This is a genomic window from Leptolyngbya sp. NK1-12 (genome assembly GCF_032598965.1).
Taxonomy (GTDB): Bacteria; Cyanobacteriota; Cyanobacteriia; order Elainellales; family Elainellaceae; genus Elainella.
Genome location: NZ_CP053588.1, coordinates 115,285 through 137,791, shown reverse-complemented (window position 1 = coordinate 137,791; position 22,507 = coordinate 115,285). Strand labels below are relative to the sequence as shown.

General features: G+C 48.0%; 26 protein-coding genes. 7 read left to right on the top strand and 19 right to left on the bottom strand.

The window, feature by feature from the left end; genetic code table 11:
• Nucleotides 1–18: 18 nt before the first annotated feature.
• The 16 genes from HJG54_RS35120 to HJG54_RS35045 all read right to left on the bottom strand — a co-directional run bounded on the left by HJG54_RS35120 (nt 19) and on the right by HJG54_RS35045 (nt 13,230).
• A complete protein-coding gene (locus tag HJG54_RS35120) occupies nt 19–849 on the bottom strand; it encodes a ThiF family adenylyltransferase (RefSeq protein WP_316437179.1) in 831 nt (276 codons plus the stop codon).
• The gene (locus HJG54_RS35115) at nt 840–1,529 is read right to left on the bottom strand and encodes a Mov34/MPN/PAD-1 family protein (RefSeq protein ID WP_316437178.1); all 690 of its coding nucleotides are present in this window, start codon (nt 1,527–1,529) and stop codon (nt 840–842) included. Before HJG54_RS35115 ends, HJG54_RS35120 begins: the two co-directional genes overlap by 10 nt.
• On the bottom strand, nt 1,513–2,268 hold the full coding sequence (locus HJG54_RS35110; protein ID WP_316437177.1) for a hypothetical protein: 756 nt from the start codon (nt 2,266–2,268) through the stop codon (nt 1,513–1,515). The genes HJG54_RS35115 and HJG54_RS35110 overlap by 17 nt, the downstream gene beginning before the upstream one ends.
• Nucleotides 2,241–3,092 carry a hypothetical protein gene (locus HJG54_RS35105; RefSeq protein ID WP_316437176.1) on the bottom strand — a complete coding sequence of 284 codons (852 nt, stop codon included), beginning with the start codon at nt 3,090–3,092 and terminating at the stop codon, nt 2,241–2,243. Before HJG54_RS35105 ends, HJG54_RS35110 begins: the two co-directional genes overlap by 28 nt.
• 2 nt (nt 3,093–3,094) lie before the next feature.
• Nucleotides 3,095–3,532 (bottom strand): hypothetical protein, encoded by a 438-nt coding sequence (locus HJG54_RS35100; protein ID WP_316437175.1) that lies wholly within the window; start codon nt 3,530–3,532, stop codon nt 3,095–3,097.
• 5 nt (nt 3,533–3,537) lie between these two features.
• Complete coding sequence (locus HJG54_RS35095; RefSeq protein WP_316437174.1) at nt 3,538–4,206, bottom strand: hypothetical protein; 669 nt, start codon at nt 4,204–4,206, stop codon at nt 3,538–3,540.
• A gap of 103 nt (nt 4,207–4,309) precedes the next feature.
• Entirely contained in the window at nt 4,310–4,894 is a 585-nt protein-coding gene (locus tag HJG54_RS35090) for a siphovirus Gp157 family protein (protein WP_316437173.1), read from the bottom strand.
• 224 nt (nt 4,895–5,118) lie between these two features.
• Nucleotides 5,119–5,862 carry a hypothetical protein gene (locus tag HJG54_RS35085; RefSeq protein WP_316437172.1) on the bottom strand — a complete coding sequence of 248 codons (744 nt, stop codon included), beginning with the start codon at nt 5,860–5,862 and terminating at the stop codon, nt 5,119–5,121.
• Between the two features lie 3 nt (nt 5,863–5,865).
• On the bottom strand, nt 5,866–6,150 hold the full coding sequence (locus HJG54_RS35080; RefSeq protein ID WP_316437171.1) for a hypothetical protein: 285 nt from the start codon (nt 6,148–6,150) through the stop codon (nt 5,866–5,868).
• Nucleotides 6,151–6,269: 119 nt separating this feature from the next.
• Complete coding sequence (locus HJG54_RS35075; RefSeq protein ID WP_316437170.1) at nt 6,270–7,445, bottom strand: hypothetical protein; 1,176 nt, start codon at nt 7,443–7,445, stop codon at nt 6,270–6,272.
• A 66-nt stretch (nt 7,446–7,511) separates the two neighbouring features.
• The gene (locus HJG54_RS35070) at nt 7,512–7,952 is read right to left on the bottom strand and encodes a hypothetical protein (protein ID WP_316437169.1); all 441 of its coding nucleotides are present in this window, start codon (nt 7,950–7,952) and stop codon (nt 7,512–7,514) included.
• Between the two features lie 99 nt (nt 7,953–8,051).
• Complete coding sequence (locus HJG54_RS35065) at nt 8,052–8,297, bottom strand: hypothetical protein (RefSeq protein ID WP_316437168.1); 246 nt, start codon at nt 8,295–8,297, stop codon at nt 8,052–8,054.
• Between the two features lie 39 nt (nt 8,298–8,336).
• Entirely contained in the window at nt 8,337–10,439 is a 2,103-nt protein-coding gene (gene recG, locus HJG54_RS35060; RefSeq protein ID WP_316437167.1) for an ATP-dependent DNA helicase RecG, read from the bottom strand.
• Between the two features lie 100 nt (nt 10,440–10,539).
• Nucleotides 10,540–11,871, bottom strand: coding sequence for a hypothetical protein (locus HJG54_RS35055; RefSeq protein WP_316437165.1), 1,332 nt, complete (start codon nt 11,869–11,871; stop codon nt 10,540–10,542).
• Between the two features lie 55 nt (nt 11,872–11,926).
• The gene (locus tag HJG54_RS35050) at nt 11,927–12,865 is read right to left on the bottom strand and encodes a relaxase/mobilization nuclease domain-containing protein (protein WP_316437164.1); all 939 of its coding nucleotides are present in this window, start codon (nt 12,863–12,865) and stop codon (nt 11,927–11,929) included.
• Nucleotides 12,862–13,230, bottom strand: a complete 369-nt coding sequence (locus tag HJG54_RS35045) for a plasmid mobilization protein (protein WP_316437163.1) — start codon at nt 13,228–13,230, stop codon at nt 12,862–12,864. The genes HJG54_RS35050 and HJG54_RS35045 overlap by 4 nt, the downstream gene beginning before the upstream one ends.
• 482 nt (nt 13,231–13,712) lie before the next feature.
• Between HJG54_RS35045 and HJG54_RS35040 the strand changes: the two genes are divergently transcribed.
• Genes HJG54_RS35040 through HJG54_RS35020 form a run of 5 tightly spaced genes read left to right on the top strand, consistent with a single transcriptional unit; the run spans nt 13,713 to nt 17,445 of the window.
• On the top strand, nt 13,713–14,843 hold the full coding sequence (locus HJG54_RS35040; protein ID WP_316437162.1) for a ParM/StbA family protein: 1,131 nt from the start codon (nt 13,713–13,715) through the stop codon (nt 14,841–14,843).
• Nucleotides 14,840–15,226, top strand: a complete 387-nt coding sequence (locus tag HJG54_RS35035) for a hypothetical protein (RefSeq protein WP_316437161.1) — start codon at nt 14,840–14,842, stop codon at nt 15,224–15,226. The genes HJG54_RS35040 and HJG54_RS35035 overlap by 4 nt, the downstream gene beginning before the upstream one ends.
• 9 nt (nt 15,227–15,235) lie before the next feature.
• Nucleotides 15,236–16,069: a mobilization protein gene (locus HJG54_RS35030; protein WP_316437160.1), complete on the top strand. Its 834-nt coding sequence runs from the start codon at nt 15,236–15,238 to the stop codon at nt 16,067–16,069.
• Nucleotides 16,070–16,084: 15 nt separating this feature from the next.
• Nucleotides 16,085–16,873, top strand: a complete 789-nt coding sequence (locus HJG54_RS35025) for a DUF6753 family protein (RefSeq protein WP_316437159.1) — start codon at nt 16,085–16,087, stop codon at nt 16,871–16,873.
• Nucleotides 16,874–16,905: 32 nt separating this feature from the next.
• Entirely contained in the window at nt 16,906–17,445 is a 540-nt protein-coding gene (locus HJG54_RS35020; RefSeq protein ID WP_316437158.1) for a hypothetical protein, read from the top strand.
• A 44-nt stretch (nt 17,446–17,489) separates the two neighbouring features.
• On the opposite strand, the gene HJG54_RS35015 is transcribed toward HJG54_RS35020, so the two are convergent.
• Nucleotides 17,490–18,545 carry a PDDEXK nuclease domain-containing protein gene (locus HJG54_RS35015; RefSeq protein ID WP_316437157.1) on the bottom strand — a complete coding sequence of 352 codons (1,056 nt, stop codon included), beginning with the start codon at nt 18,543–18,545 and terminating at the stop codon, nt 17,490–17,492.
• Between the two features lie 187 nt (nt 18,546–18,732).
• Between HJG54_RS35015 and HJG54_RS35010 the strand changes: the two genes are divergently transcribed.
• A complete protein-coding gene (locus HJG54_RS35010; protein ID WP_316437156.1) occupies nt 18,733–19,407 on the top strand; it encodes a hypothetical protein in 675 nt (224 codons plus the stop codon).
• 98 nt (nt 19,408–19,505) lie between these two features.
• Here HJG54_RS35010 and HJG54_RS35005 read toward each other — a convergent pair whose 3' ends face one another.
• The gene (locus HJG54_RS35005) at nt 19,506–19,940 is read right to left on the bottom strand and encodes a hypothetical protein (protein WP_316437155.1); all 435 of its coding nucleotides are present in this window, start codon (nt 19,938–19,940) and stop codon (nt 19,506–19,508) included.
• Between the two features lie 188 nt (nt 19,941–20,128).
• A complete protein-coding gene (locus HJG54_RS35000) occupies nt 20,129–20,779 on the bottom strand; it encodes a hypothetical protein (RefSeq protein ID WP_316437154.1) in 651 nt (216 codons plus the stop codon).
• A gap of 158 nt (nt 20,780–20,937) precedes the next feature.
• Here HJG54_RS35000 and HJG54_RS34995 point away from each other — a divergent pair, with 158 nt between their 5' ends.
• Nucleotides 20,938–22,497 (top strand): ATP-binding protein, encoded by a 1,560-nt coding sequence (locus HJG54_RS34995; protein ID WP_316437153.1) that lies wholly within the window; start codon nt 20,938–20,940, stop codon nt 22,495–22,497.
• Nucleotides 22,498–22,507 lie beyond the last annotated feature (10 nt).

Below are 22,507 nucleotides of genomic sequence, written 5' to 3'. Positions count from 1 at the left end.
CTATGCAGTGAGGGCTGACTAGCTAGAGGGCTGAGAGATTGATTGGATGACACTGATTTGAGTGGTGTAGAGCGATCGCCCACTCCCACTTTCCAGATCAAAATAGGTGGCGAACCGTCGTAGCTTGCCAGTGGTTAGTTGCAGTAGATAGTCAAATGCTTCAGCCGCGACACGCTGATTAATGCTGAGGGATTGGCTGTTCAGTAGAGCAAGCTGTTCGCAGGAGAGGGTATTGTCTTCCATTTCTTCTGGTTGTGGAACCAACAGATCGGGTTGCTGAATGGTTGGGGCAGGGAGCCGAAAACATCCCAATGTGTTGAATTGATAATCGTCTGGTTTGGTAGAAAGGTGGGAGCCTATTAAAACTTGCCCACTTCGGCGGGAATTGCCACAGTCCAGATACCAGGTGTGAGGGGCGAGTTGGTGATTGTTATTTTCCAGTACCTGGGAGATCAATTGTCTGGCTCTGGCATTATCAACACACCCAGCAACCAGGGCAAGGGTGCTGTAGCCAGGAGTAACCCAAGCTGGATCGAAGGATTGAGCGATCGCGCCTACTTCCATTTTCCAGGCGATCGCATAGCGTAATGCTAGCGTTTTGGCTTTGTTCAGCCCGATCTCTGCATCACAGAAGCACTGGCGTAACACATTAACTTCTTCAACGTGGTCTGGATCAACAAAGTAGAGTTTGACTTTCTTCCCTTTACTGGACAGAACTCTACCTAATCGAACAATGGATGGAGCCAGCCAGGAACCTGTTCCGCCGCATCCCACTAGCCAAAGTTCGATCGCGGTATAGTCAATCGTGAGAACAGGAGAGGCGTTTGCCAGATCAAGATTTAGTTCCATAGGCTCTCCAATACATTTGTAGGTGGCAAGTCTGTACTGTAGAACTGACATCCAGATATGACTGAAACATCAGTCATGAAGAAGTCAGACTCAATATCAAACACGGTTTTTGCCGGAATATTCCAGCAATGCTGAAATAGCCCGACGCGCATTTGAATTTCTGGTTTGGTTGTATTCACCCGACCCAATACGCCATAGATTCGGAAGCCTGTTTCGTCTGCATTATCTGTGCTGGAGAAGAATGCAGGCATGGTTGCATGAGAATGGATCTCTACGACAGCGTGATAATGAGAAGAGTAGCTGCCTGATTCTGTAGGTTGACAACTGGTTGTGTTTTGGGTTTGCTCCGGTGTTTGTAATTTCCATTCAGTGTCTTGTTTGTAGAAATGAAATAATATTTCTGCATTGGATTCAGCGCAGGCATTACAACTCGATCGCCACACTTCTAGCAAAAGTTCTTTGGGGATTCGGGGTGTGATGGTGAGATGAGGAGTCAGGTGAGGTAGCCCTTTGATCCGCTGATCGCTCAGACAGACAGGCATGAGAACTTTGATACCGGGACGAGCGGCGCTGGCAAAAACGCCATTACCAGCCAGAAGGTAAGTGAGGGCGCTGCCTGAATCAAGGAGGGAATCAGCCGCAGTTCCATAGCCAATCAGCGGTTTAGTAGTTTCGTTCATCTAAAATTTCCTGCACAAGCGCATCGACACTTTTTTTGTTGCCGATAGGCATCAAGTCAGACGCTGGATACGTGGAACGCTTGCCTTGCTGATGCAGTTTCAGAAGCTGTTGCCGCACATCACCCGAATGAGATTTTGATTTCCCTGTAGCCAGGTGATTTGTAAAGAGGCTGGAAATGAAAAGATTCCAGGCTACATCGATGGTTTGAGGACTGGCATCAGGAGGTTCGTTAACACCCCAACAAACCTGTCCTGAATTGTAGATATTGGGTAGTGGGGTATGAAATGCAAATGCTTTGGGATCGAATATCTTGTCCTTGAGCGTCCAAACCCAATATTTTGTCTCAATTCCCATGAAGACCATTGCAGGCAGCGGAATTTTTAGAGTTCCAACCTCGTCACAGTTGAGTAGATGGGTAGCCGGAGGGATAAATTTGATCAGGTAAGTGCCTGTACTTCCAGTGCCATAACGAACGATACCAGGCTGCATCCATCCAGTATCGATGGGTTCGTGACTAAAAGCAGCCCGGAGTGCAGTTGGGGAAACACACTTGTAAATGTCAGCGGCTGGCAGATCTTTATCCCGTCTATGAAAGATGTAATAGCCATCCAGAAACAGCAATTCGGCTTGAATGGTAGAAGATTTTCTGGGAGGGTCGGCGAGAACTGCTTGGATGATTTCACTGGAGAGAATAGGGTTGGATAAAGCTGCTAGGTTCGTTTTAATGCGCGTGTCCATAGCTGTAGTAGAAGTTGTGTGTGAGTTTTCATATCAGTTTCCAACCACTCAATTAACAGGTATGCAGCATCCAAAATGCGGCTTGCTTGCTTCCATTTCCGGTGCAGGAGATTGATAGATGATTTGGACCAGGGTAGAGAGGAGGCGTACAGCCCGTAGTTCATCTCGTCTGGGGACTCATCCAGCCAGAGATTTTCAGTCTCATGATCCAGGAGTTTCAATGCCAGAGGTAGAAACTGTAAGGGTGTAGTGAGTTCACAACAAAGCCGCCTCAACCGTTTGTTGTCGATGCGATCGGGATGATGAATATCTTTGTAAGAAACGTGATGAGTTTCAAATTCACTGTCAAACCATTCGCTACCTTCCGGTTCCACATCATCTAACCAATAGCGACCTTCTTTACTGAACGGAAGCAGCAGTTTCCATCCCATCCTCAAATTTTCAATTCCCTCCTCCAATTGCCAATCTACGCCCATTGAAGTGATGGAGATAGCCTGAAGGCGTTCTTCGTGAGCACTCTCCACCGCCCAAAATGACATTGGAAATAGGTGAGTATAGACTAGGGTGATGAACTCCAATTCCCTTGGGCTATGGCGATTTTCTGAGGAGACTGTTTTAGAGTTGCCTTCATTATTAATAGGCAGATAAAGAGAAGTCTGGCTAGTTGCCCATTCAGATGGGAAAAAATGCTGGTAGAGTGCCAGCATTTGATAAGTGTTGAGTTGGACTTCCAGATAGTCGAGAGCTTTAAGCGGAGTGATTGTTAACTGGCACTGGCGGAGGCTGTAGATTGCTTCCGCTGGAGTGCTGGGGACAAGACTCATGGCTAAAATCCTTCAGGAATGCCGTTGGAGGCTAGCTTACAAGAAGTTAGGGCTTTTAATGAATGATTAACTGCTTGTGTGAATACTGTCCCAGCGGCGATCGCCTCTTCAATTTGCGCTGCCCATTGTTCTGCATTTCTCCAGTCAATTCCATTCATTAGCTGGTGTTGCCGCAGTTGATAACACATTTGCACGGCTGGATTTACCTCTTCAGGTGCAGCTATCAGAGATTCCAAGGGGGAAATACCCTTTCGACCCGGCTTTTTGATGATACGGATGGGTTCTCCGTCTTTGCGTTCAATTTCTGCATTCGCTAGTTCGGCGCAGAGGGGAGTGAAGGCATCGCGCAAAAGTTGATCGTCAAGGGCGATCGTGTCCGGTAGCCAGTGTTGTTGCCCTTCGTAGATTACAAGTCGTTTGTTAGTTGTGCTGGTGGTCATGGCGATTAGAACAATGAAATTTGGGTTTGACTATTGCTGCTCGGTTGAGGGGTGGTAGAACCGGCTTTACTCGTTTTGTCTTGAGGCTGGATTGTTCGTTGAGGAGGGATTTTGGCAGTTTGAGTCTGAGCGATGTTACGGCGAATTTGGCGGTTGGGGAAATCAGCTTTCAGGTCGTCTAGCAGTTGGGCGATCGCAGGTGGGAGCGAACCCAATTCTTCCTGAGTTAGCATTGCCACAATAGGAAAATCACCATGACTGCTGGCAGCTAACAGCACAGGTCTATCTCCTGGTTGTCCTGTGTTGGGCAACAGAGTAATCACGACCTGAACTTTACACTGCTCAAAAATATAGGGTTCTGATTCTGACTGAGTAGGGGATGTAGAGTTTGAGGATTCCTCATCGGCAAAAGCTTCTACTAAATCCTCTTCATCAGTTTGTTCTTCTTCGTCAGTTGCCGAATTCAAGAGTTTCAAAAAGTCGAGTTGTCCTGCTTCGTATCGCTCTCGATCGAACAACAACCCAAGAGAATGAAATCGTTCTTCAGCCGTCTTTTTGCCATTGGTACTTTTGGCGATCGCATCCAATTTAGCCGCCGTTGCTGTTAAGTTTGCGGTGACGTTGGCGGAGCCTCTCATTTTGAGAATCGCTTCTTCTGGTGTGAGCCATTTCATAACAGATCCAAATTAATGGTCTAGCTGAAATGGCGGTAGCCAGGTCAAGCTAAAAATTAGCCAGCAGCAAAACTGAATCCTTGCTACTGGCTAGCAATAAAGTTTACTGTTCTGCCAACAGTGAGTTTTTGAAATCTTGAATCGCTGTGGCGGTCAGTGAATAAATGACGCGCCGCCTGCGTTCAATATGAGTGCCATCGACCGGAATTCCTTTCTTCCAGGCAGCGATGATCGCTTTCTTGTCAGCCGAGTAAGCGGTTTTCTTTTTGCGGAATTCATCAGGCAATTCCTCAGCATCCACTAGCAGCTCACAACTGGGAGGGTTTTCACGAATGATGATGCGGAGTGAATGACCGACGACTTCATCGGGTAGCCCTCCGGCAAGGTTTTGCTCCAGAATGCTCTGGTCAAGTGCCTGTCGCCATCGTTCCAAGCGATCGAGTGCTTCTTGGTGGACTGCTTTCAGGTGTTCCAGCCGCTGTTTGATCCCTGCAATTTCAGCATCAAGTTGAAATGCGAGTTCAGCGTGAAGGTCGATCGCATCTTCTTGCGCTTCCTGAGTTTCCCATATCGCTGCAAGAAGTTCAGCTTCTTCCTCGGCTGTTTGGGAGTGGGTCAGCAGATCCCAGAGTTCCGCTGCTGCTTGTGAAAGTCCTACTAAAGATTGTTGAGCGAGAGGGAAGGTCATGATTACCACCTCCCGCAAGATTCGTAATAGTCTCGTTCTGCTTCGATGTCTGCCAAAATCATCAGAGTGCCTGGATTAATGTCTTCTTCTGAGGATTGATCGGATTCAAGAGATAGATCAAGATGAGTGATTGTCAGTGGCGTTGAGTCGTTAGTAGAACTGGTTATTAGAGTTTGCATAGAGGGTAGCCTTGATCACACTGCATGAACCAGCGCGATAGCGCCCTACCTCTGTGCCATAAACCGTCGAATGTTTCTAGCACACGCAATGCACCGAGCTTCCCGGTTTCCCTCAAACTCTAATTCCCAAGCAGGTGTGCGAATTAGTTTACCGTTACGGGTATGAATAATCAATCCATAGCGGGCACCATCCCAGGCAAGGCTACTGTCTGCACTGTAAGCCAAGCTCCGAAGGTGATTGAGGGCGACCGTCCAATTGCACCCATAGATGTGAAACCGTTGAGGATATTGCTGGCAGAGGGCTTTCAATTGACGCAGCATTTTGTAGGCGATCGCCCGCTCCTCTGGGTTTTTGGATTTGCCCTGACGCATGAGCATCACCAAGCCACCAATGCCTACAATCCGACTATGTTGCAGGTAGTGATTCAGGAACTTCTTGGGTGTGTCCCATCCCCATACCGGAATCATTCTCACCGGCGAAGACTCAAAGTTTTGCTTAAGCCATCGACGAGCCGTCAACCAATTCTGATACGTCGTCTCCGGATCGCCAATCACATCTGGAGCACTGATCCAGGCATAGTTTCCTGACACTGCAATTTCCATGTATCGAATCACGTCAAGCGTACCGCCGTACCTAAAGTGATAGTAAGCATTAGAATCTAAAGCTACCTTTAGAAAACCCTGACTCAGATGAATTTTTGTTGGATTCACCAAAACTTGATTCACGCCAGCCCGTTTCAACATGAGGGCATCATTAATCTCAGAAAGTCCACTGAAGTAGAAAAACATGAGCTACTCACTGTCTTGTTGTAGAGTCGTCAGAGCGCTTTGAATGAGTGGCAACGTGTCTTCATCAGCAACAGGCACGAGGCGATAAATCCGAGTATTTTGGGTGGTGTACCCAAAGTCCTCAATCAACGAGGCAACTAGCTCCACTGCACGCTGAAGCGTACCATAGGTGTGGGGTTCTTCCGTTGGTAAAATGGGATAGAAAGTCTCTTGTTCTGACCACGGTAAAGGTTCATCGACCTTAACCACGACGAAAGTTGGAGAATTTAAGTTTAGTGATTCAGACATAGACCGCTCCATGTTGGTGAACAGGCGAGGGCATGTAAACCTGCTTAAGGTTGTCAGCCCGCCTACATGTCTGGAGCGGAAGCTCTATCACGATCGCAACTATCTTGTCTGTGCTTGGGTTAGGGAACAAAGAGAGTCAATTGAACAGGTTTAGCGGGTCCTGTCAGTCCTCTCCAATTCTGATCAAAGGCTTTCAGGTTACGGCATTTGTTTTTTGCCAGCTTGGGAGCAACGACATAAAACTCCTCGAAAGCTGGATAAATGCCTTCTTGTCGCCGATGGAGATAGCACCGTTTGCCGTGCAGGTCTTCTGTTGAGGCATGATGACGTTGGCAAATTACTTCTAACTTACATTCCATCTGAGCTTTCTTGCCTTCATCAACGAGAACCACGTTGCGATCGGCATTGACGTAGGGCTTGCCATTCTTCCCAATCAATTGTTTGTAAGTGCGTTGCACGTGATAGATTGCCCACTGTAACTGGTGTAATAGCTGCTCCAATTCATCAAAGGCAGCCTGATTACCACTTTTTACCATCAGATCGTAAGCAGTACCCGATGAGAATAAGTGCATTCGAGGATTAAATGCCAGGGCGTTCATCTCCATTAGCAGTGTGAATCCTGCGGCTTTTGGGTCACGATCGTATCGGGCGATCGCAGCTTGTTTTTGCTGAAAGGGGCAATAGCTACAGGCAGATTTTCTCCAAAGAACTCCCAAAGTGCTGTAGAGATATTCAATGCAGTCGTCTCTTGTCCATCCCCATTCGATGAGCGGATAGAGAAACTGGTGTCCCTGGCAGGTATAGCCGTCAGCTTTACCTGCTCGCTTGGTTTCATCGGCGTTGTAACCCAAATAGGGACCAAAGGCTTCTGTGATGTGGTCTGAGATCCAGGCATCAAGCACCTCTCCCTTCCAGCGTTGCGCGCAAATATGAGGTCGTCCCAAGCGAGGTACAGTTCCAGACTGGAGTAAATCACGGCTGAGGGGAAAGTATCCTTCGGTGTGCAGATCATAGGGCTGGTGAGTGTCACTGAGAATGATATAGCCATCCAGCTTACTGGCAGAGGCTTTGGCAACTTGCACCAATCGAACCTTGTGGTCCCGCATGAGTGGGAAGAGATAATTTTCACACAAGGATTTGGTTTCACCCATCTCATCGCCAGTTTGCGCGGCTAGCACAATCAGATTGTGGAAGTCATTGAAGGGACGAGACTGAGGCTCCAGCAGCCAACGCACGAGGATTGCTGTGCTCTCGACTCCCATGCCCCAATTGAGGAGATGTAGCTGAGGAATCATGGCATAGAGATAAAAAATCCTCCAGACAAGTGCCTGAAGGAGCCAGCAGAAGCGAGCTAGAGGTTCTTAAATGACGTTTCCCGTTCGTTCGGTAATGTGCAGAAACCCGACGTTCGTACCTTCCGGGTTTGCTTGAGCGATGACATAAAAGAAAGCTTCTGCATCTGGTTGTTTAACGATCAGGTAAGGGTAGCCGTCTTGAGTTAAGCCAGCCTGGTGGATCTGACCACCGATCAACTTAGCGAGTTGTTGTTGATAGGGATTCATAGCGATGTCCTGATTAGTCTGCCCTTGCCGGAGCCAATTATGAAAGTCGATACTTTCAGGTTCTGGTGCGCGATCGCTGGGTTTAAGCTTGCGAGTGCGATCGTATATCGCCTCTGGTATCACGCTCTTCAGATGCGCGTCAACGGCATTGAAGTTTACGGTGTGGAGGTTTATCCAGGGAAGACTCACATGAAAGCGGTGCGGTTCGCCGACCAGGTTGAAGTTGAGATAGTACTCCATATTGCTCAGAGATTAAAGATTTGAAAGCGTTGGAGCGATAGCTCTAAAGTTGGCTTAGGGAATAAAAAACTGAAGTTTTAGCAAGATCTATTCCCTAAGTCAATTGCAGGGGTACTTAATCAGCAGGATAGGCGGGTCAGATGGCTCAGTGTACAGCTTGCCAAGGAACCATTGCGATCGCGGTTTAATGTTGGGATCGGGGTAAACGTCCTGACTGTACCATTGGTTGTGAATCTGGTAGCACGGTTCGCCCCAAGGAGAAAGTTGAATCTGGTGAACAATTCCTCGGATGCTGACACCGCAAGTGAAGACAACAACAGCTTGTCCAGTATGAATTGTGTGCATGAGGCTAGGTAGAGACTATTTGCTCATTAATAGCGGTAGCTAATTGAGAGGAGTATCTTGACGCGGAAGGTGCTTATTACGTCTTGCTAGTTCTGTCATTAGATTGTTCCAACACTTGAGATTTGCGCCTCTAACTATGATTTTTTGGGCAGCTTCCCTTGCCTGATCTAGAATCTCAGCATCTTTCACTAAATTTGCCAGTTTGAAACTAGGCAGCCCAGCTTGGGTCGTGCCTAGAACTTCTCCCGGACCTCGCAGGCGCAAATCCATTTCGGCAATAAAGAAGCCATTCTGGGACTGCTCCAGCACTTTCAGTCGTTTGTTTGTTTCTTCAGACCTAGAGGTGTTGATGAGCAAGCAATAGGACTTGGCTCTGCCGCGACCGACTCGTCCTCGAAGTTGATGAAGTTGAGACAATCCAAACCGCTCGGCGTGCTCGATTAGCATGACTGTGGCATTGGGAATATCTACTCCAACCTCAATCACAGTCGTAGACACCAAAACCTGAGTTTGGCAGTTACGGAAGCGGGCGATCACCTCCTCCTTTTCTGTACTGCTCATACGCCCGTGTAGCAAACCCACTCGAAGTTCTGGAAACACATTGTCTTGTAAGAATTGGTGTTCGCTGATGGCAGACTTTAAATCCACTGTGTCAGAGTCATCTACCAGCGGCAGCACAATATAGGCTTGATGCCCTTGCATCACCTGTTCCCAAATCAGGTTGTGTGCTTGAGATCGCTGTTGCTCTGTTAAGACTTGAGTGATAATCCCCGGTCTACCTGGTGGTAGTTCATCGATCCACCCTACATCTAAGTCTCCGTGTAAGGTTAGAGCCAGCGTTCTTGGGATGGGGGTTGCTGTCATGGTCAGTAGGTGGGGATAATCGCCCTTCTGTTGCAGCTTGAGCCGTTGCTGCACACCAAATCGATGTTGTTCATCAATGACAACTAATCCCAATTGATGGAATTGAACCGAACTCTGGATCAACGCATGGGTGCCAATTAATAGCGGTAATTTGCCAGTTTGTAGATTGCGTTGTATCTCCTGGCGATTGGACATTGAAGTAGAACCGGTAAGAAGCGCCACAGCCAATTTCAGCGGTTTGAACCAGTGGGCAATTTTGCAGAAGTGTTGCTCCGCTAAAACCTCTGTGGGTGCCATTAATGCTGCCTGATAACCAGACTGAATTGCTGCCAGAATTGCTGCGATCGCAACTACCGTTTTACCCGATCCCACATCTCCCAGAATCAAACGATTCATCGGCGTATTTCGGCTCATGTCATCCAGAATCTCGCTCGTGACTCGCTGTTGTGCTTGAGTAAGCTGAAAAGGCAGAATTTTGTAAAACTGCTCCAACAGTATTCCTTGCGCGAGGAGTGCGTCCCGCTGAATTTGGCGACGAGCCTGCCTCCGTTGCAGCAAGCTCAGTTGCAGATAGAAGAATTCGTCGAACACCAGTCGGCGACGAGCAGCTTCTAGGTTTGCTTGAGTAGCAGGAAAGTGGATATGAGCGATCGCCTGATTTAATCCCACTAATTTGTACTGCTTCCGTAATGCGTTAGGTAAAGGATCAGCCAAGGTTACACTTTTAAGGGCAAGCTGAAGGCATTCCCGAATTAGATTTCCAGTGATTCCCTTGGTTAAGGTGTAGATTGGCTGAATGGTGCTGTTTTTTGCGTCTGAGACAATCTCAGCTACGTCAATGGCTTTAACCTCTGAGGCAGCAATCGCTTTACCACCTGTGTAGTTGTCCAGCTTGACTTTACCGGAGAGCATGACAATTCTGTTTGTTCGATAAAAATTACACTGCTGCGATCGCCATTTTTTTGATTGGTAGTAGGGGTGATTATGGAAGTGTGTACAGGTAATGTTGGCGGAACCTGATTTGTTAGTGATGCTCCACTGTTGAATAGTGAGTTTGCCATTCTTGGCAGTGAAGATGCGATGTTGCTTGAGTTTGCCAATGATGGTAACAGTTTCTCCTACTTTTGCTTCTGCAAGCTTTACGCAATTACAAATGATATGATCACGCGGAAAATAGTAAAGCAGATCCAGAATGGTGTAGATACCTAATTCATGAAGCTTGTTGATGTGGGATAGCTTGATACCAGCATGATGTAGAGAACATTTTTCCAGAGTCATGATTCCAGACAGGGTGAAGGTCTGGAGGTAGAGCTGCGATAGCAGGGCAATTCAAGTAAGTATTTCCTCCAATAGTGATGAGCCATTGGAGGAATGGGCTTTACCGAACACTAATTTTTCTTGTCTGAGCACGCTGCCTTTTATGTCTCCGCGATCGCCATTGACTTACACTTACGAGAATTGAGTCAAGGCTGCGACTAGCAAAAGCAGGGGTTTTGCTAGCACTCTGCCAGATGGTTTCTGCTTCGGCAGCATCTAAAGCGGGTGTACAGCGATCGCAGTATTGCTTAAAGAGTTGATGGGGATCGGAGTGGTGAACAATTTGGTGTCGGGTTAATAAATCGGAGGTTCCCAATAGATTTCGAGCCAGCTTGTAACCTGCGTTGTTACGGTTGCCTTCTAACTCGCCGTACTTCAAGAGGGAGCGATCGCTTTTTGTCAGGCAGATGGTTAGCGGAATTGAGATCCCGCTAGCGCGGTGATGTTTGAGAGATAAGTGATTATCTCTTGTTGCAAGGCTTGTTCCAAGTCTCCGATCCTTCAGCACAGTTGAGCGGGATCTTAGAGCAGGCGGTTGAGTCAGTGCGGAGTGTGGGTCAACAGAATCATTTTTTTTCGCCAGATGAACCAGTTGTACCCACTTCCGCCACTGCTGATCCGATAGTCCATAAGGAAACAGTCCAGTGGCATCCAAAGCAGTATTCAGCTTCCTGAAACTGTATTGGGACGTGGAATAATCCTCCAAGGTGATTGCTCTAGCACTGCTCAACTCCCCATTTTTTACTTCCCTGCGAACCATACCTGGAAGCCGCATAGAACGCGCTAAATTGCAGATTGCTGGGTCAGCATTTTGAGCGATCGCAAGTTTTCGATTCAGGCGAATCCAGCGTTCTGGAGATAGCCCGATGGTGCATCTGAAATAGACGTGAAGGGATTTTCCCCCGGTATACACAACTGCTGCTGGTTCCAACCCAGTTGTATGCTTAAATCGTTCCAGTGCATCGTGTTGACCAGCCAGAGGTAAATCATCAATTTCGTAGAAAAGACACTGACATTGCCTGACGTGGTTGTTGCTAATCCCTTTATCTGGTTGGTTGGGATAGAAGCTGACGGTTGCACCCAGATAGGAAAATCTAAACGCGAGTGCCCATCCATCTGCATAGCGTTTGGGAGTGAGTTGCCAGCGGGTATTACCCAGGCGATCGCGCCCACCCTGAGTGCAGCAGTAGAGGGTAAAGCCCTGGGGAGTGATGCTGCCACAAAAAATGTAATGACCGTAGATCAGTTGATTGTTCTTCCAGTAGCAGTTCCAGTTATCAGGAATGATTTCTACAGGCAGATCCCAGGAAATTCGTAACCAGATTTTAGCACCCGACACAAAGCCAATGTGCCTGAGAAATTGAATCGTCATTTGTCGCAGATTGACATTCATCGCAGTTAAGCCAAGAGCATTGTTACTCTCGGAGTGGCGTTAGCTGCCCTGACTATCAAAGTTCTAACTCTCGTTGTCGGTGTTTTGATAATCTGGATTTTTTGCGATGTTTCGCTGCATTATCGTCTCGTTGGATCTCTTCTATATTCGATACCTGCACTAACGAGTCTGCGTCGATTCCACTGGTAGTTGATGAATTAACGGGCTGTTCTACCAGTTTCTTGATTAATTCAGTATCTCGATGTAAGTCATAGTTCACCCTCCGGTATTTCTGTAAGCCTTGGAAGGTGTAGGCTTTGCCCAGATGAGTTCCACTGAAAGCAATACCATTTAATTCGTAGCTGATGCCTTCTACCCCACCAGTTTGACGATCGCAAATCCGAACACTGATACCGTTTTGCTGTAGCTGCCCAATTAGCTGAGGCATAGTGACAGGAGATTGAGTGGCTTGATCAAGCGATCGCTGAAGCTGCACTCGTATACTCTCCTCACCAGTTTGAGCCAATAACCGTTGTTCTCCAGTAGTGGGACTACGGCTGTCTTTTTCGTGACTGGATTGGAGCGATCGCAATCCATACTCTTGCTCCAACTGGCGAATGGCTGCTTCACTCCGACGATAGTCCCAGCTATCTGAAACTGTTGTGCCATCTAGACGAACCCGGCTAGCAACAATATGAGCATGATCATGGTCGCGATCGCTGTGCCGCACTACTGCGTACTGATTCATATCAAAGCCCATCGCCTGAAGATATTTTTTGGCAATTTCATGCCAGGCGTCATTTTCTAGACGCTCAGTGTGAGGCAAACTCAGGGAGGCATGGTAGACCACTCGGTTCACTCTGGGATTGAGTTGCTGGGAGAACCGGAATTCGGCTACCAGTTCACGTGGGGTAGTTCCCTCCATATTGCTGCCAATTAAGATAGCTCCATCCTTGCCGAACAGATAGTTGAGCAACTTGCTGAAGCTTCGACCTTTAATTTGTTTACCAATCACGGTTCTTCTTCAATCTCTGTTAAAAAGTCTAAGTCCACCAATTCTCGCCGCACTTGACTGAGGAGGGTTCTGGTTTGGTTTAGCAACTCCTGGTCAATGACGATTGGGGTTTCTCCAAATGGGGTAGTAGTGTTAGCAAGGATTGCTTTTGCAATCTGGCTCAAACTGTCACTGATTCGGGTTAATTCCCAGTAGGTTAGACCTGCAATCCGAGTTACACGTCGGGGAAGTTGATTTTTTAATGTCTTAGCACGAAATAATTCTGCCATTGTCAGGTTGTTTTCCGCTGCCCTGCGGCGCACCAGTTCTTTTTCTTTAGCACTGAGCGAAATATGAAACTTGATCGGACGTTTCTGAGGTGACATTCTAACAACCAGGGAGATAGCGATCGCTCTTCTCTAGCTTTGCCATTAATACGTTTATCTGATATCTACCAGGCGGTTATTTCTTAGCTGCTGCTTGATGGAATAACCTTCTACAGTTACAAAATGAGCAATTATTTTTAGTGAGGAGATGAATATACATTACAACATGGCTTGCTCTGCATCCCGAAGTTTGAGCGAGTACCGTAGCCTGTTGCAAAAATGCGGGTCAATGGTGGAGGGCTGTAAGAAATTTGTGGAAATTTGAGGGAATTGACTGTCAATAAGCTTAAGCTATTGAAAATACAGCACTTCAATCCTGTGTGTAAAAGGGGATAGAGGTGGAACGCTGAGAAAAATTGTGGCAGCGCGTGAACTTCTGTGCGGGAAGAAATTCAAGTATTTCCTTTTTATCCATGTGGATGATGAGTATTCACTAAGTGCCCGCTAAGTTAAGAAAGCGTCAACTTACTGATCAACCTACGATGTCTGACCTCACGTTGACCTTTGATCCAGGCTCTTCGCTTAGCAAAGTTATTTATCACTTGACGGACGGCAAGCCTCGGCTGCTGCTTATGGAACCTGAAGTGATTGAACTTAGCCTGGATTCCATTACTACCCATCTGAAAACCAGAGGAAATATTGGCATCACCCGCTCTGAAGATGATGCCTGGTTACAGTGTGTTGACAGTAAGCAGTGTCAGGTGGTTGGCTATCTAGCGCGTCCGTTTCTAGCAACGGTGCGAATGAATGAGGTGAAATACGAGCGGGCGTTATATAAGGTGCTGGCAGCCGTAGGAGCGATCTCTCAACAAACAAATCTACCGCGAAAGTTTTCTGTTGCTATCTCTGCTCTCCTACCTTACAGCGAATATCAAAATGCTCAACGCCTTCAGCAACTACTGAAGCAGCATCTCAAGAATTACAGCTTTCGCGGTGAACGCCTCCAGGTCAAGCTAGAAGCCTTTGAGTGTCGTCCAGAAGGGGGCGGTTTGGCAATGGCAAGGGTGATGCAGAACGGGGCAGAGTGGTTCCAGCAACAAACGCTGGCTGTGTTGATGTTTGGGCACCGGAACACCAGTCTATTGTTGTTTGAGCGGGGTAAATTGGCGATCGGCAACACGACTGATTTAGGTTTTCATCAACTGGTAGATAAGGTATTACACCGCACGTCGGGTCAAAATGCAGATGCATTAACCAGTGTGATCTATGCTATTGGCAACGAAATTACACCGACTAATGCACAAGTTCAACATTTGGTAAAAACGCGATCGCCTACTGAGCAAAAACTAGAACGTGAACAAATTGTCACTGCTATTCTGACTGCCAAAGAGGAATACTGGTCACGATTGCAGGATTGGTTAGATACAGTGTTACCGAATGTCACAGAAGTGATTATTTCTGGCGGAGCTGCTCTCTATCTGCACGATGAATTAGAAGCATATTTCAATCGAACTCCGACCTACTGGGGAACAGATTTACAACGACGATTACAAGAATTGTTAGAGCTGGATTATCGCTCGAATCGTCCGGATGCTGAAGCGTTATCCTTCCGCTTGGTAGATGCGTTCGGAATGTACTGCGATTTTGTTGAGCAACTAGCAGAGGTGGCATGAACGATACTCCCCAGACCTCTCGCAAACGCGAAGATTTTAGCTTTCGCTATTCGCCCTACACCGACACTCCAGATGGTGTGTTGACAGCCTTTCTAAAAAGGGGAGATGGAGTGAGGCAAGGCAAGGAGTTGATGCTGGAGTCTGCCAGGGCTTTTTGGATGGTAGCTGCTCATCAGGCAGAGGGGCTGTTGAGTCAGGAAGAACTACGCCAACTTGGGCTAAGTTGCTGCCGAGCTTTGGAACGTCAGGCAGCCTACATCCGGGAATGTCTGCAACTGCCAATTCCATCTGCCGAATCTTCAACGATCGAACATTCAAATGGCGATCGCCAAAATAGCAGCAGCAAACCTGCTGATCGAGCAACCCGAACCATGTGGCAATAGGAGAACACAATGGCAACAATTCATTTTATTGATGGTGAAAAAGGCGGCGTGGGCAAGTCTCTGTTTGCTCGCGTGATGGTGCAATATTGCATTGATCGCCAGTTTTCCTATGTGCTGGTAGAAGCCGATCGCAGCAATCCGGATGTGGGCGAAATCTACCCTGAAGGATGTGAACGAGCGATTTTTAGCGAAGCCGAACGTAAAGCCTACGATGCTGATCGCATCTTTGACCTGGCAATTAAAACTCCAGTGATTGTAAATCTTCCTGCTCAAGTCTTTCCAGCCGTCACCGATTGGATTGAGCGCAACGGGGTGCTGGAGATGGGGACGCAGCATGGGGTCAGTATTTGTAAGTGGTTTATCTGCACCGGCGGTTATGACAGTGTGCAGCTTTTCATTGAATCCCTAAAGCGGTTTGATGGCAAAGTACAACATGTCTTTGTCCGCAATTGGGGATTATGTGATGACTGGTCACATCTGGAAGACAGAGAAGAACTGCAACAACTTCTGGCAAAGCAAAAAGTTCCAGTGCTCAATTTTCCTAAGTTCAGCTATCGCGAGCGTGATCACCTGGATGCTAAACGAATTCCTTTTTCCAAAGGCAGGGAGAGTAGTGAACTGGGCGTTTTGGGGAAGCAGCGACTGCATACGTTCCTGAAAGGTGCTTATCAAGCGATCGACCAGGCAAACATCTGGAAACTCTCACCGTCAGAAGTCAGTTCTTCAAAGACAACTGCGATCAATGCCAATGGTACATCAGTGGAAACCGGAGAAACCGACACTAAAGCGGCTGAACCAGCAGCAAGCAGCTCTAAGTCTCGCAATAGCAAACGTTCAAGCTAAGGGAGGTGAAGTCCCATGACCAATCCCCGACCAGTGGAAGAACCCTTGGATTTGGATGATCAATTCCTGGAATCTATGGCGGCCCGGGGCAAAGGGCTGAGCCGAATACCTTACCCGACCCTGCTCGATCTGGCAATTCGCGGTAAGGATGATTCCTTTAAAGCCAGGGTGTGGGAAATTGTAGTGCAAACGGGAATTGACCCGGATGATCCAGCCTTCTTGATGCTGGTTGCGACTGGCAGGCTAGAGGTGTTGCTAGAAGACAGTCCCCAAGAGATGGAGACCATGTTTGATCAGTGGCAGACGCAACTCTATGATCGGCTCCAGACCTATGAAAAGGTGGCGATCAAGGGACACCAAAAGGCGATCGCCCAAACCGTTTCTGCCCTAATCCGTCGCACCGAGTTTGAGCGAGCAATCCATTCTGTTCCCTCACTAATCGCAGCTGGGGTATTGCTCCTGGTTACAGCAGGGCTGGGAGGTTTGCTGGGCGTTGTAGGACTGTCCTGGTATCAGTCTAGCCGTCCCCTCGACCCTACAGGACTGCGGCAACTCACTTTGGAACAGGCTGAGACGTTAGAATGGGCAACCAGTACAGAGGGAAAGTTTGCCCGTAGTTTAATGAGTTGGAATCAGGATTTGTTGAGCCGCGATCGTAATGGTCAGCTTGTTTGTAGCAATGAAGTCGAGCGCTTAGGTGTCACCCTGGAGATGTTACCTGATCGAAAAGCAACCGCTGGATTCTGCACACTCTGGGTTCAGCCTCCCAATCGACGTGAATTTGCACCGATTCAAGGAAACTAAGCATCTATCCAAAACTTGAGGGGGATTTACCAATGGGGATTTGTAAAGCTACCCAATTCTGGACAGTTCTGATGTTGGCAGGGTTAATCGCCGTTGGTTGTACTCCTCGCACAACGACGGGGAGCGGCAATGAAGCAACTCAAGCACAGAATCCTTCAATTCCAGAATATCCGCCTCTATACAACGTGGATGTAGAGGTATGCGGCAACATTATTGCACCACTTGAAGATGGAAAACGTTGCGTCTCAACTCAGCTTCGGCTTTGGGGTCCTGTTGGTGAGGCAAAGTTGGTGCAGACTGGAGTTTCCTTGCCGTCCGTGTCGGCTGTGCAGCATAAGGTAGCGATCGCCTCCAAGGGCTGCTATCCAGCATATCCTCAACCATCACAGGAGCAGTTTTACTGGGCTGATACGATCATTCAGGTCAATCGAGGAGGTGAGCCACCGACCATTGAAATGACGCAAACTCAACTTTCTAATCAACACGTTCACGAATTGGTGACGGGAACGCTCTCGGATTCTACAGTGCCGACTTTTGGAGGAGTGGGTTGTGAACCTGCGCCTGCTAACTGAAATTAGGGGTTTTGCAATTTGTCCAAGAGCACTTGGACAATTTTTTACTCGTCTTCTGTAGGGTCTGCGATCGCCTCCACAGATAGCGTATTCAACTCCATCTCAAGTTGCTCAATACTGGGTAAACTCCCCTGTAACGGTTCTGGTAGCGTGTCCTTCAGTCGATAGGTTGCTACGCCAACTGGATGTTGAATGTACCGTAACGCATATTCTACCGTTGCTTTGTTTTTAGACTTGCACAAGACAATCCCGATCGTTGGATTATCCATTTCGCTCCTCAACAAATCATCCACAGCCGCGATGTAGAAGCTCATCTTGCCGGAAAACTCAGGCTCAAACTCGACCATCTTTAGATCAATGACCACGTAGCAGTGCAGTTTCACGTGGTAGAAGAGCAAATCGAGTTTATATTCCTTGCCACCTACTTCAAGCGAATACTGGCTACCCAAAAAAGAAAAGCCCACTCCCAGTTCCAGCAAAAAATCTCGAATGTGATCCACCAATGCTCGTTCAAAATCCCGTTCCTGAGCGGCTTCTGCCAGGGCTAGAAACTCAAAATTGTAGGGACTTTTCAAAATTTGACGAGCCAGATCTGACTGACTTTGGGGTAACGTATGGTCAAAATTATTGACTGCATTTCCAACCCGCTGATACAAACCACTTTCAATCTGGTGAACCAGGGCACTACGGCTCCAACCATGTTCGATCGTCTTTTGGGCGTACCACAGCCGTTCCTCATTGGCTTTGAGCTTGTCCAGCAAAGCAATGTTGTGATACCAAGTAATTTGTCCCATCACTGCCTGAATCAGTGTTTCATCAGGAAAAGCCTGAGCAAAGGCTCGCATATAAAGCAGATTGGAGCGAGAAAAGCCTTTCATCTCCGGAAAAGCATATTTCAGATCTTTGGATAAGCGCTCAATGACTTTAGCTCCCCACCCTTCCTGTTGTTGTTTAGCGAGAATGGCACGCCCGATTTTCCAATACAGAGTCACGAGTTCCCGGTTGACTGCGGTAGCTGCCCGCAGTTGAGCACTCTGAATCCATTGTTTGAGGTCATCCAGAAAGCGACCATAGCTATCTGAAGACAGGTTACTTGCCATTTCGTTTACAGAACATGGTGCTGAGGGACATCCAGACCTTACTACACTGTGCGATTGGGCGTTTTACATGACGGGCAGAAACCAGCATATCCTGTACTGCGGCGGAGAGACTATCAATTGTCCAAGCGATCTTGGACAATTGGTTCTAGCTTATTATATTAAATAATAAAGCTAGAACAATAAACCTATGTCCCGGAAGAAGTGCGGCTTTGGCTTTAGTTGTGCTGCCATGATGCTTCAGCCAGGTCTAGAGCCAAAAGACTGCCCTAATTATGAAACCTGTGGTTCTGCCTCCGAATTGACCCCTGAAGAAGAGGTGGAGCTAATTCGGGTTCGAGAGGTTCAACGGCAGGAAGCGCAGCAGCAATGGGAGCGGATTCAGGAACGTATCCGGGTGAGCCGTCACTGGGCAGCCGTGACGATGTTGATGGAGAGAGGCTGTTCACAATCCCTGGAAGACTTTGGTGTAGTCGATTCATTGGCATCGATCGAGACGCGGCTTCAAGAGTTGCGATCGCGTACAGAACAGTTCACCCAAGACTGCTACATCGCTCCCGATAACTGTGAGGCACACCGCTACAATGTCAAGCGCCCGTCTGGAACTTACTGGTATAACAAGCTCACTAGCAGAGAAGCAATTTTTGAGCCAGAGGAAAAAGAGGAGAAAGTCAAGGTCATTCACCTCAGCCACGACGATGATCCACGCAACGCTGAAGGACGGCTGGGCATCGAACGCCGCAACCGATTACACCAACTCCAAACAAAGCTTCAGATTGCGGAAGGAGCCTTAGAGCAGGCGATCGCACTACTCACTGAACCTCTAGAACTAGTTCTAGCTGATATTGAAAATATAGACAGCTAGAACCTTGTACTATACTCGCAGGGTGAGGGTGGGTGGGAAATGAAGTACCCCGACTTATCGCCGGGGTTTGATATTAAGCTGCGGAAGCTGTCCAGGAATTAGTCATCCAGGTTGATGTCTTCTTCCAGATCAACTTCAAGCTCCTCATCCGTATCCAGATCATCCGTTGTACTCAAACCGTTTAGCGCATTCAAGCGCCCCGTGCGAGTTGCTTTGTGAGCTGCACGGCGATCGCGCACTTCATCCAAATTTTGCAATCCATAGAGCTTGCGAGCGTAGGTCAGCAGATCGCGGAGTGAGGTTTCGGCATAGTCTTGGCGAAACTGAGCATTGTGCTGTTCCCAATCGAACTCCTGTCCGTTGAAACGAGCGGATGCTGCCAGTTCCCGTCCAGACTCTTCCCGTAGCACTTCAATCACCATCAATCGAACTTTTTCTTGATAGGGAATCACCCGTTGCAAAGCGGGCGTGTGCTTCGGTACCTTGCGTGCAGAGGGTTTTGCAGATTTGCGTGTTGCAGTTGCAGTAACCATGAGAATTGCTCCTTTATTGATGAGTTGGATTTCTCATAGCGATCGCATCGACAGATGCCTTCCTATTCCAATTTGAGATTTTATTTCCCCTTCAATGTGCAAGGGAGGTGGGCGGGAAAAAAGAAAGCCTGCATCAGTCAAACTAATGCAGGGCAAACAATTAGGCAGTGAGCAAGCCTGAATATATGTTATTCGTCCTCCTCGTCCAGATCCTCGTCTAGCTCATCATCTAAATCGTCGTCTAGTTCATCGACAGCTTCGTCATCAAGTTCATCACTAAGGTCGTCATCGAGATCATCGTCAAGCTCATCCTCCAAATCATCCAGGTCGTCGTCCTGCTCTGCCTGGAAGGAGTTGCGCCGCTCAAGTGATGCCCGATTGAATTCCACCAGGTCTGCAACAGCTTGCTCTGGATCAGTCCGAATGGTGTCATACAGCAGGCTCATGACGATCGCCACCACTTCCGGTGGATACTTCAGTGCATCCGGCTGCCCAAACAGTCGCGGGAACACCTTCGTATTCCATCGCTGCCAATCGAACTTTTTGTTACCGCCTTTCTTTTTCACTTGAGCGGCAATGTCAAGTCCGAGTTTTTCGCGAGTGGCGTGCCCAATTTTGGTCGAGACACGAGCATCCCGGAGTTGCAGCTTCACGCCGTACTCCTTGAATACCAAGTTCCGCAATTCTTTAAGCAGTGCCGCTGCATGAGTTTCCGGTGGTCCCTCAACGGTCGGCGCTTTGGCTTTGGTGGCTGAGGCTGTACCGTTAGGTTTAGCCGTTTTGGAGGTGGCACCATTGCGAGTGCCATTGGGGGTGCGAGATTTTGTGGTTGTTGCCATTTTATAAACTCCCAAATTTGAGGATTTCACCCCCTCGCCGCATTAGCGGCATTTCCCTCCAACCTCCATCACAGTGTTAGGTAAAAGTGTCCAATTGACCGAGGCAAGGAGCGTTTTTGTTTTGTTAAAACCAGTGGGAACCCCTACAGTTTCAGATCATGCGACAGTTGCAGGATTGGATAACACTGATTGAGCAGAACGCTCCAATTGTGGCGTTAGAGTATCAAATTCCCGATCGGATGGCGGTGTTGAGCCAGTTTTATCAATGGGGTAAAGTGCGATCGCTACCAGTGTATGTCTGGAACCCTGGTTACTCAACGCTTCAACAGTTGGTCGCACCACAAGAGCAAATCATTCTGCAATCCACAACGCAAACGGTTGAGCAAGACATTCTGCAATTCTTGTTAGAGCAGCCGAAACCCGGTATTTATCTTCTAGAAGGGGTTTTGCATAGCACGGTTGCAGAGATGAGTCAGCCACGTTGCTACCAACTCCTAAATGCTTACCATCAGGCGCTATGGAACTCAGTGCCTCATTACTGGGTTTTGCTAGAAACCTACGTTCACTTGCCTCTAGAACTGCAACCATTTATTTCAGTACTGTCTCATGCACTGCCTGATCGTCCGCAGGTACAAGCGATCGCTACCCAGTTTTGTAACCAGCATCCCTGGCTGAGCAAGGATGATCCAGAAGCTAACCAAAAACTGATCACAGCTTGTCAGGGGTTGCCAGTGGGTGAGATTGAAATGGTGCTGGGCAGACTGTTGACGTTTGCAAGTACCCCTGAGCAACTGGTTCAACTGATTCTAGATCATAAGATCAATAAGCTACGGGGACGGGGATTAGAGTACATTGCAGAACCAGATGTGCCAACTGCTGCCGGATTAGATTTGCTAGAGCAACGGTTGGAGGCGATCGCCGCCCTGCTTCGACCCGAAGCTCAACAATATGGCTTGAGCTTACCCACGGGCATGGTGTTGTGGGGACCACCCGGCACAGGTAAAAGTCTGTCTGCCAAACTAGCGGCTAAAAAGATGGGATTACCCCTGCTGGCTGCAAATTGGGGAGTTCTTTTGAGCAGTTCTAATCCCGATCGCGCTTTGAAGGAGTTTATTGGTGTAGTCACATCTCTGGCTCCTTGTGTTCTATATTGGGACGACTTTGATAAGGGCTTTGCAGGCTGGGATTCAAATGCTGATGGTGGGATAGCCCGTCGTCTTTCAGCTGCTTTGCTAACCTGGATGCAGGAACACCAGGAACCGATCTACACGATCGCGACCGTCAACCGTTTAGGGCTACTACCACCTGAATTGATCCGGCGGTTCGAGGACATCTTCTTCGTAGACTTGCCTCATGAGGGAGCCAGATATGAGGTGTTTAACCTGCATCTAGCAAAGTACTTTTCAGCATTTCAAGGGGATGGTCAATCTCCCTGGACTGATGACCAGTGGCGCAGTCTATTGACGGAGTACCGAATTTGTACCCCTGCTGAGATAGGAAATGCAGTGCGGCGTTGTGCAGAGGAGGCATTTTATAGGGACAAACCAGGGCAAATTGAACTGGAGGATTTGTTGGCGCAACGGCAGCAGTTTACCCCAGCTATGGAGCGGGAAGCGGAACAGATGCAGGCAATTCGGAATTTGGCAACCTATGCAAGACCTGCGAGTGGGGACGATCGCTCAAGGTTTGCTTACGTTTGTCGAGAGTTGTTTGAATAGAAAAGTTGAT

Excerpts from the sequence above, each read along its gene's own strand:
- HJG54_RS35010 (WP_316437156.1), top strand. The coding sequence starts at position 18,733 with ATGTCCCGGAAGAAGTGCGGCTTTGGCTTTAGTTGTGCTGCCATGATG.
- HJG54_RS35110 (WP_316437177.1), bottom strand. The coding sequence starts at position 2,268 with ATGGACACGCGCATTAAAACGAACCTAGCAGCTTTATCCAACCCTATT.
- HJG54_RS35120 (WP_316437179.1), bottom strand. The coding sequence starts at position 849 with ATGGAACTAAATCTTGATCTGGCAAACGCCTCTCCTGTTCTCACGATT.
- HJG54_RS35090 (WP_316437173.1), bottom strand. The coding sequence starts at position 4,894 with ATGACCTTCCCTCTCGCTCAACAATCTTTAGTAGGACTTTCACAAGCA.
- HJG54_RS35095 (WP_316437174.1), bottom strand. The coding sequence starts at position 4,206 with ATGAAATGGCTCACACCAGAAGAAGCGATTCTCAAAATGAGAGGCTCC.
- HJG54_RS35015 (WP_316437157.1), bottom strand. The coding sequence starts at position 18,545 with ATGGCAAGTAACCTGTCTTCAGATAGCTATGGTCGCTTTCTGGATGAC.
- HJG54_RS35105 (WP_316437176.1), bottom strand. The coding sequence starts at position 3,092 with ATGAGTCTTGTCCCCAGCACTCCAGCGGAAGCAATCTACAGCCTCCGC.
- HJG54_RS34995 (WP_316437153.1), top strand. The coding sequence starts at position 20,938 with ATGCGACAGTTGCAGGATTGGATAACACTGATTGAGCAGAACGCTCCA.
- HJG54_RS35115 (WP_316437178.1), bottom strand. The coding sequence starts at position 1,529 with ATGAACGAAACTACTAAACCGCTGATTGGCTATGGAACTGCGGCTGAT.
- HJG54_RS35065 (WP_316437168.1), bottom strand. The coding sequence starts at position 8,297 with ATGCACACAATTCATACTGGACAAGCTGTTGTTGTCTTCACTTGCGGT.
- HJG54_RS35040 (WP_316437162.1), top strand. The coding sequence starts at position 13,713 with ATGTCTGACCTCACGTTGACCTTTGATCCAGGCTCTTCGCTTAGCAAA.
- HJG54_RS35035 (WP_316437161.1), top strand. The coding sequence starts at position 14,840 with ATGAACGATACTCCCCAGACCTCTCGCAAACGCGAAGATTTTAGCTTT.
- HJG54_RS35100 (WP_316437175.1), bottom strand. The coding sequence starts at position 3,532 with ATGACCACCAGCACAACTAACAAACGACTTGTAATCTACGAAGGGCAA.
- HJG54_RS35085 (WP_316437172.1), bottom strand. The coding sequence starts at position 5,862 with ATGTTTTTCTACTTCAGTGGACTTTCTGAGATTAATGATGCCCTCATG.
- HJG54_RS35055 (WP_316437165.1), bottom strand. The coding sequence starts at position 11,871 with ATGAATGTCAATCTGCGACAAATGACGATTCAATTTCTCAGGCACATT.
- HJG54_RS35000 (WP_316437154.1), bottom strand. The coding sequence starts at position 20,779 with ATGGCAACAACCACAAAATCTCGCACCCCCAATGGCACTCGCAATGGT.
- HJG54_RS35005 (WP_316437155.1), bottom strand. The coding sequence starts at position 19,940 with ATGGTTACTGCAACTGCAACACGCAAATCTGCAAAACCCTCTGCACGC.
- HJG54_RS35030 (WP_316437160.1), top strand. The coding sequence starts at position 15,236 with ATGGCAACAATTCATTTTATTGATGGTGAAAAAGGCGGCGTGGGCAAG.
- HJG54_RS35025 (WP_316437159.1), top strand. The coding sequence starts at position 16,085 with ATGACCAATCCCCGACCAGTGGAAGAACCCTTGGATTTGGATGATCAA.
- HJG54_RS35075 (WP_316437170.1), bottom strand. The coding sequence starts at position 7,445 with ATGATTCCTCAGCTACATCTCCTCAATTGGGGCATGGGAGTCGAGAGC.
- HJG54_RS35045 (WP_316437163.1), bottom strand. The coding sequence starts at position 13,230 with ATGTCACCTCAGAAACGTCCGATCAAGTTTCATATTTCGCTCAGTGCT.
- HJG54_RS35020 (WP_316437158.1), top strand. The coding sequence starts at position 16,906 with ATGGGGATTTGTAAAGCTACCCAATTCTGGACAGTTCTGATGTTGGCA.
- HJG54_RS35080 (WP_316437171.1), bottom strand. The coding sequence starts at position 6,150 with ATGTCTGAATCACTAAACTTAAATTCTCCAACTTTCGTCGTGGTTAAG.
- HJG54_RS35070 (WP_316437169.1), bottom strand. The coding sequence starts at position 7,952 with ATGGAGTACTATCTCAACTTCAACCTGGTCGGCGAACCGCACCGCTTT.
- recG (WP_316437167.1), bottom strand. The coding sequence starts at position 10,439 with ATGACTCTGGAAAAATGTTCTCTACATCATGCTGGTATCAAGCTATCC.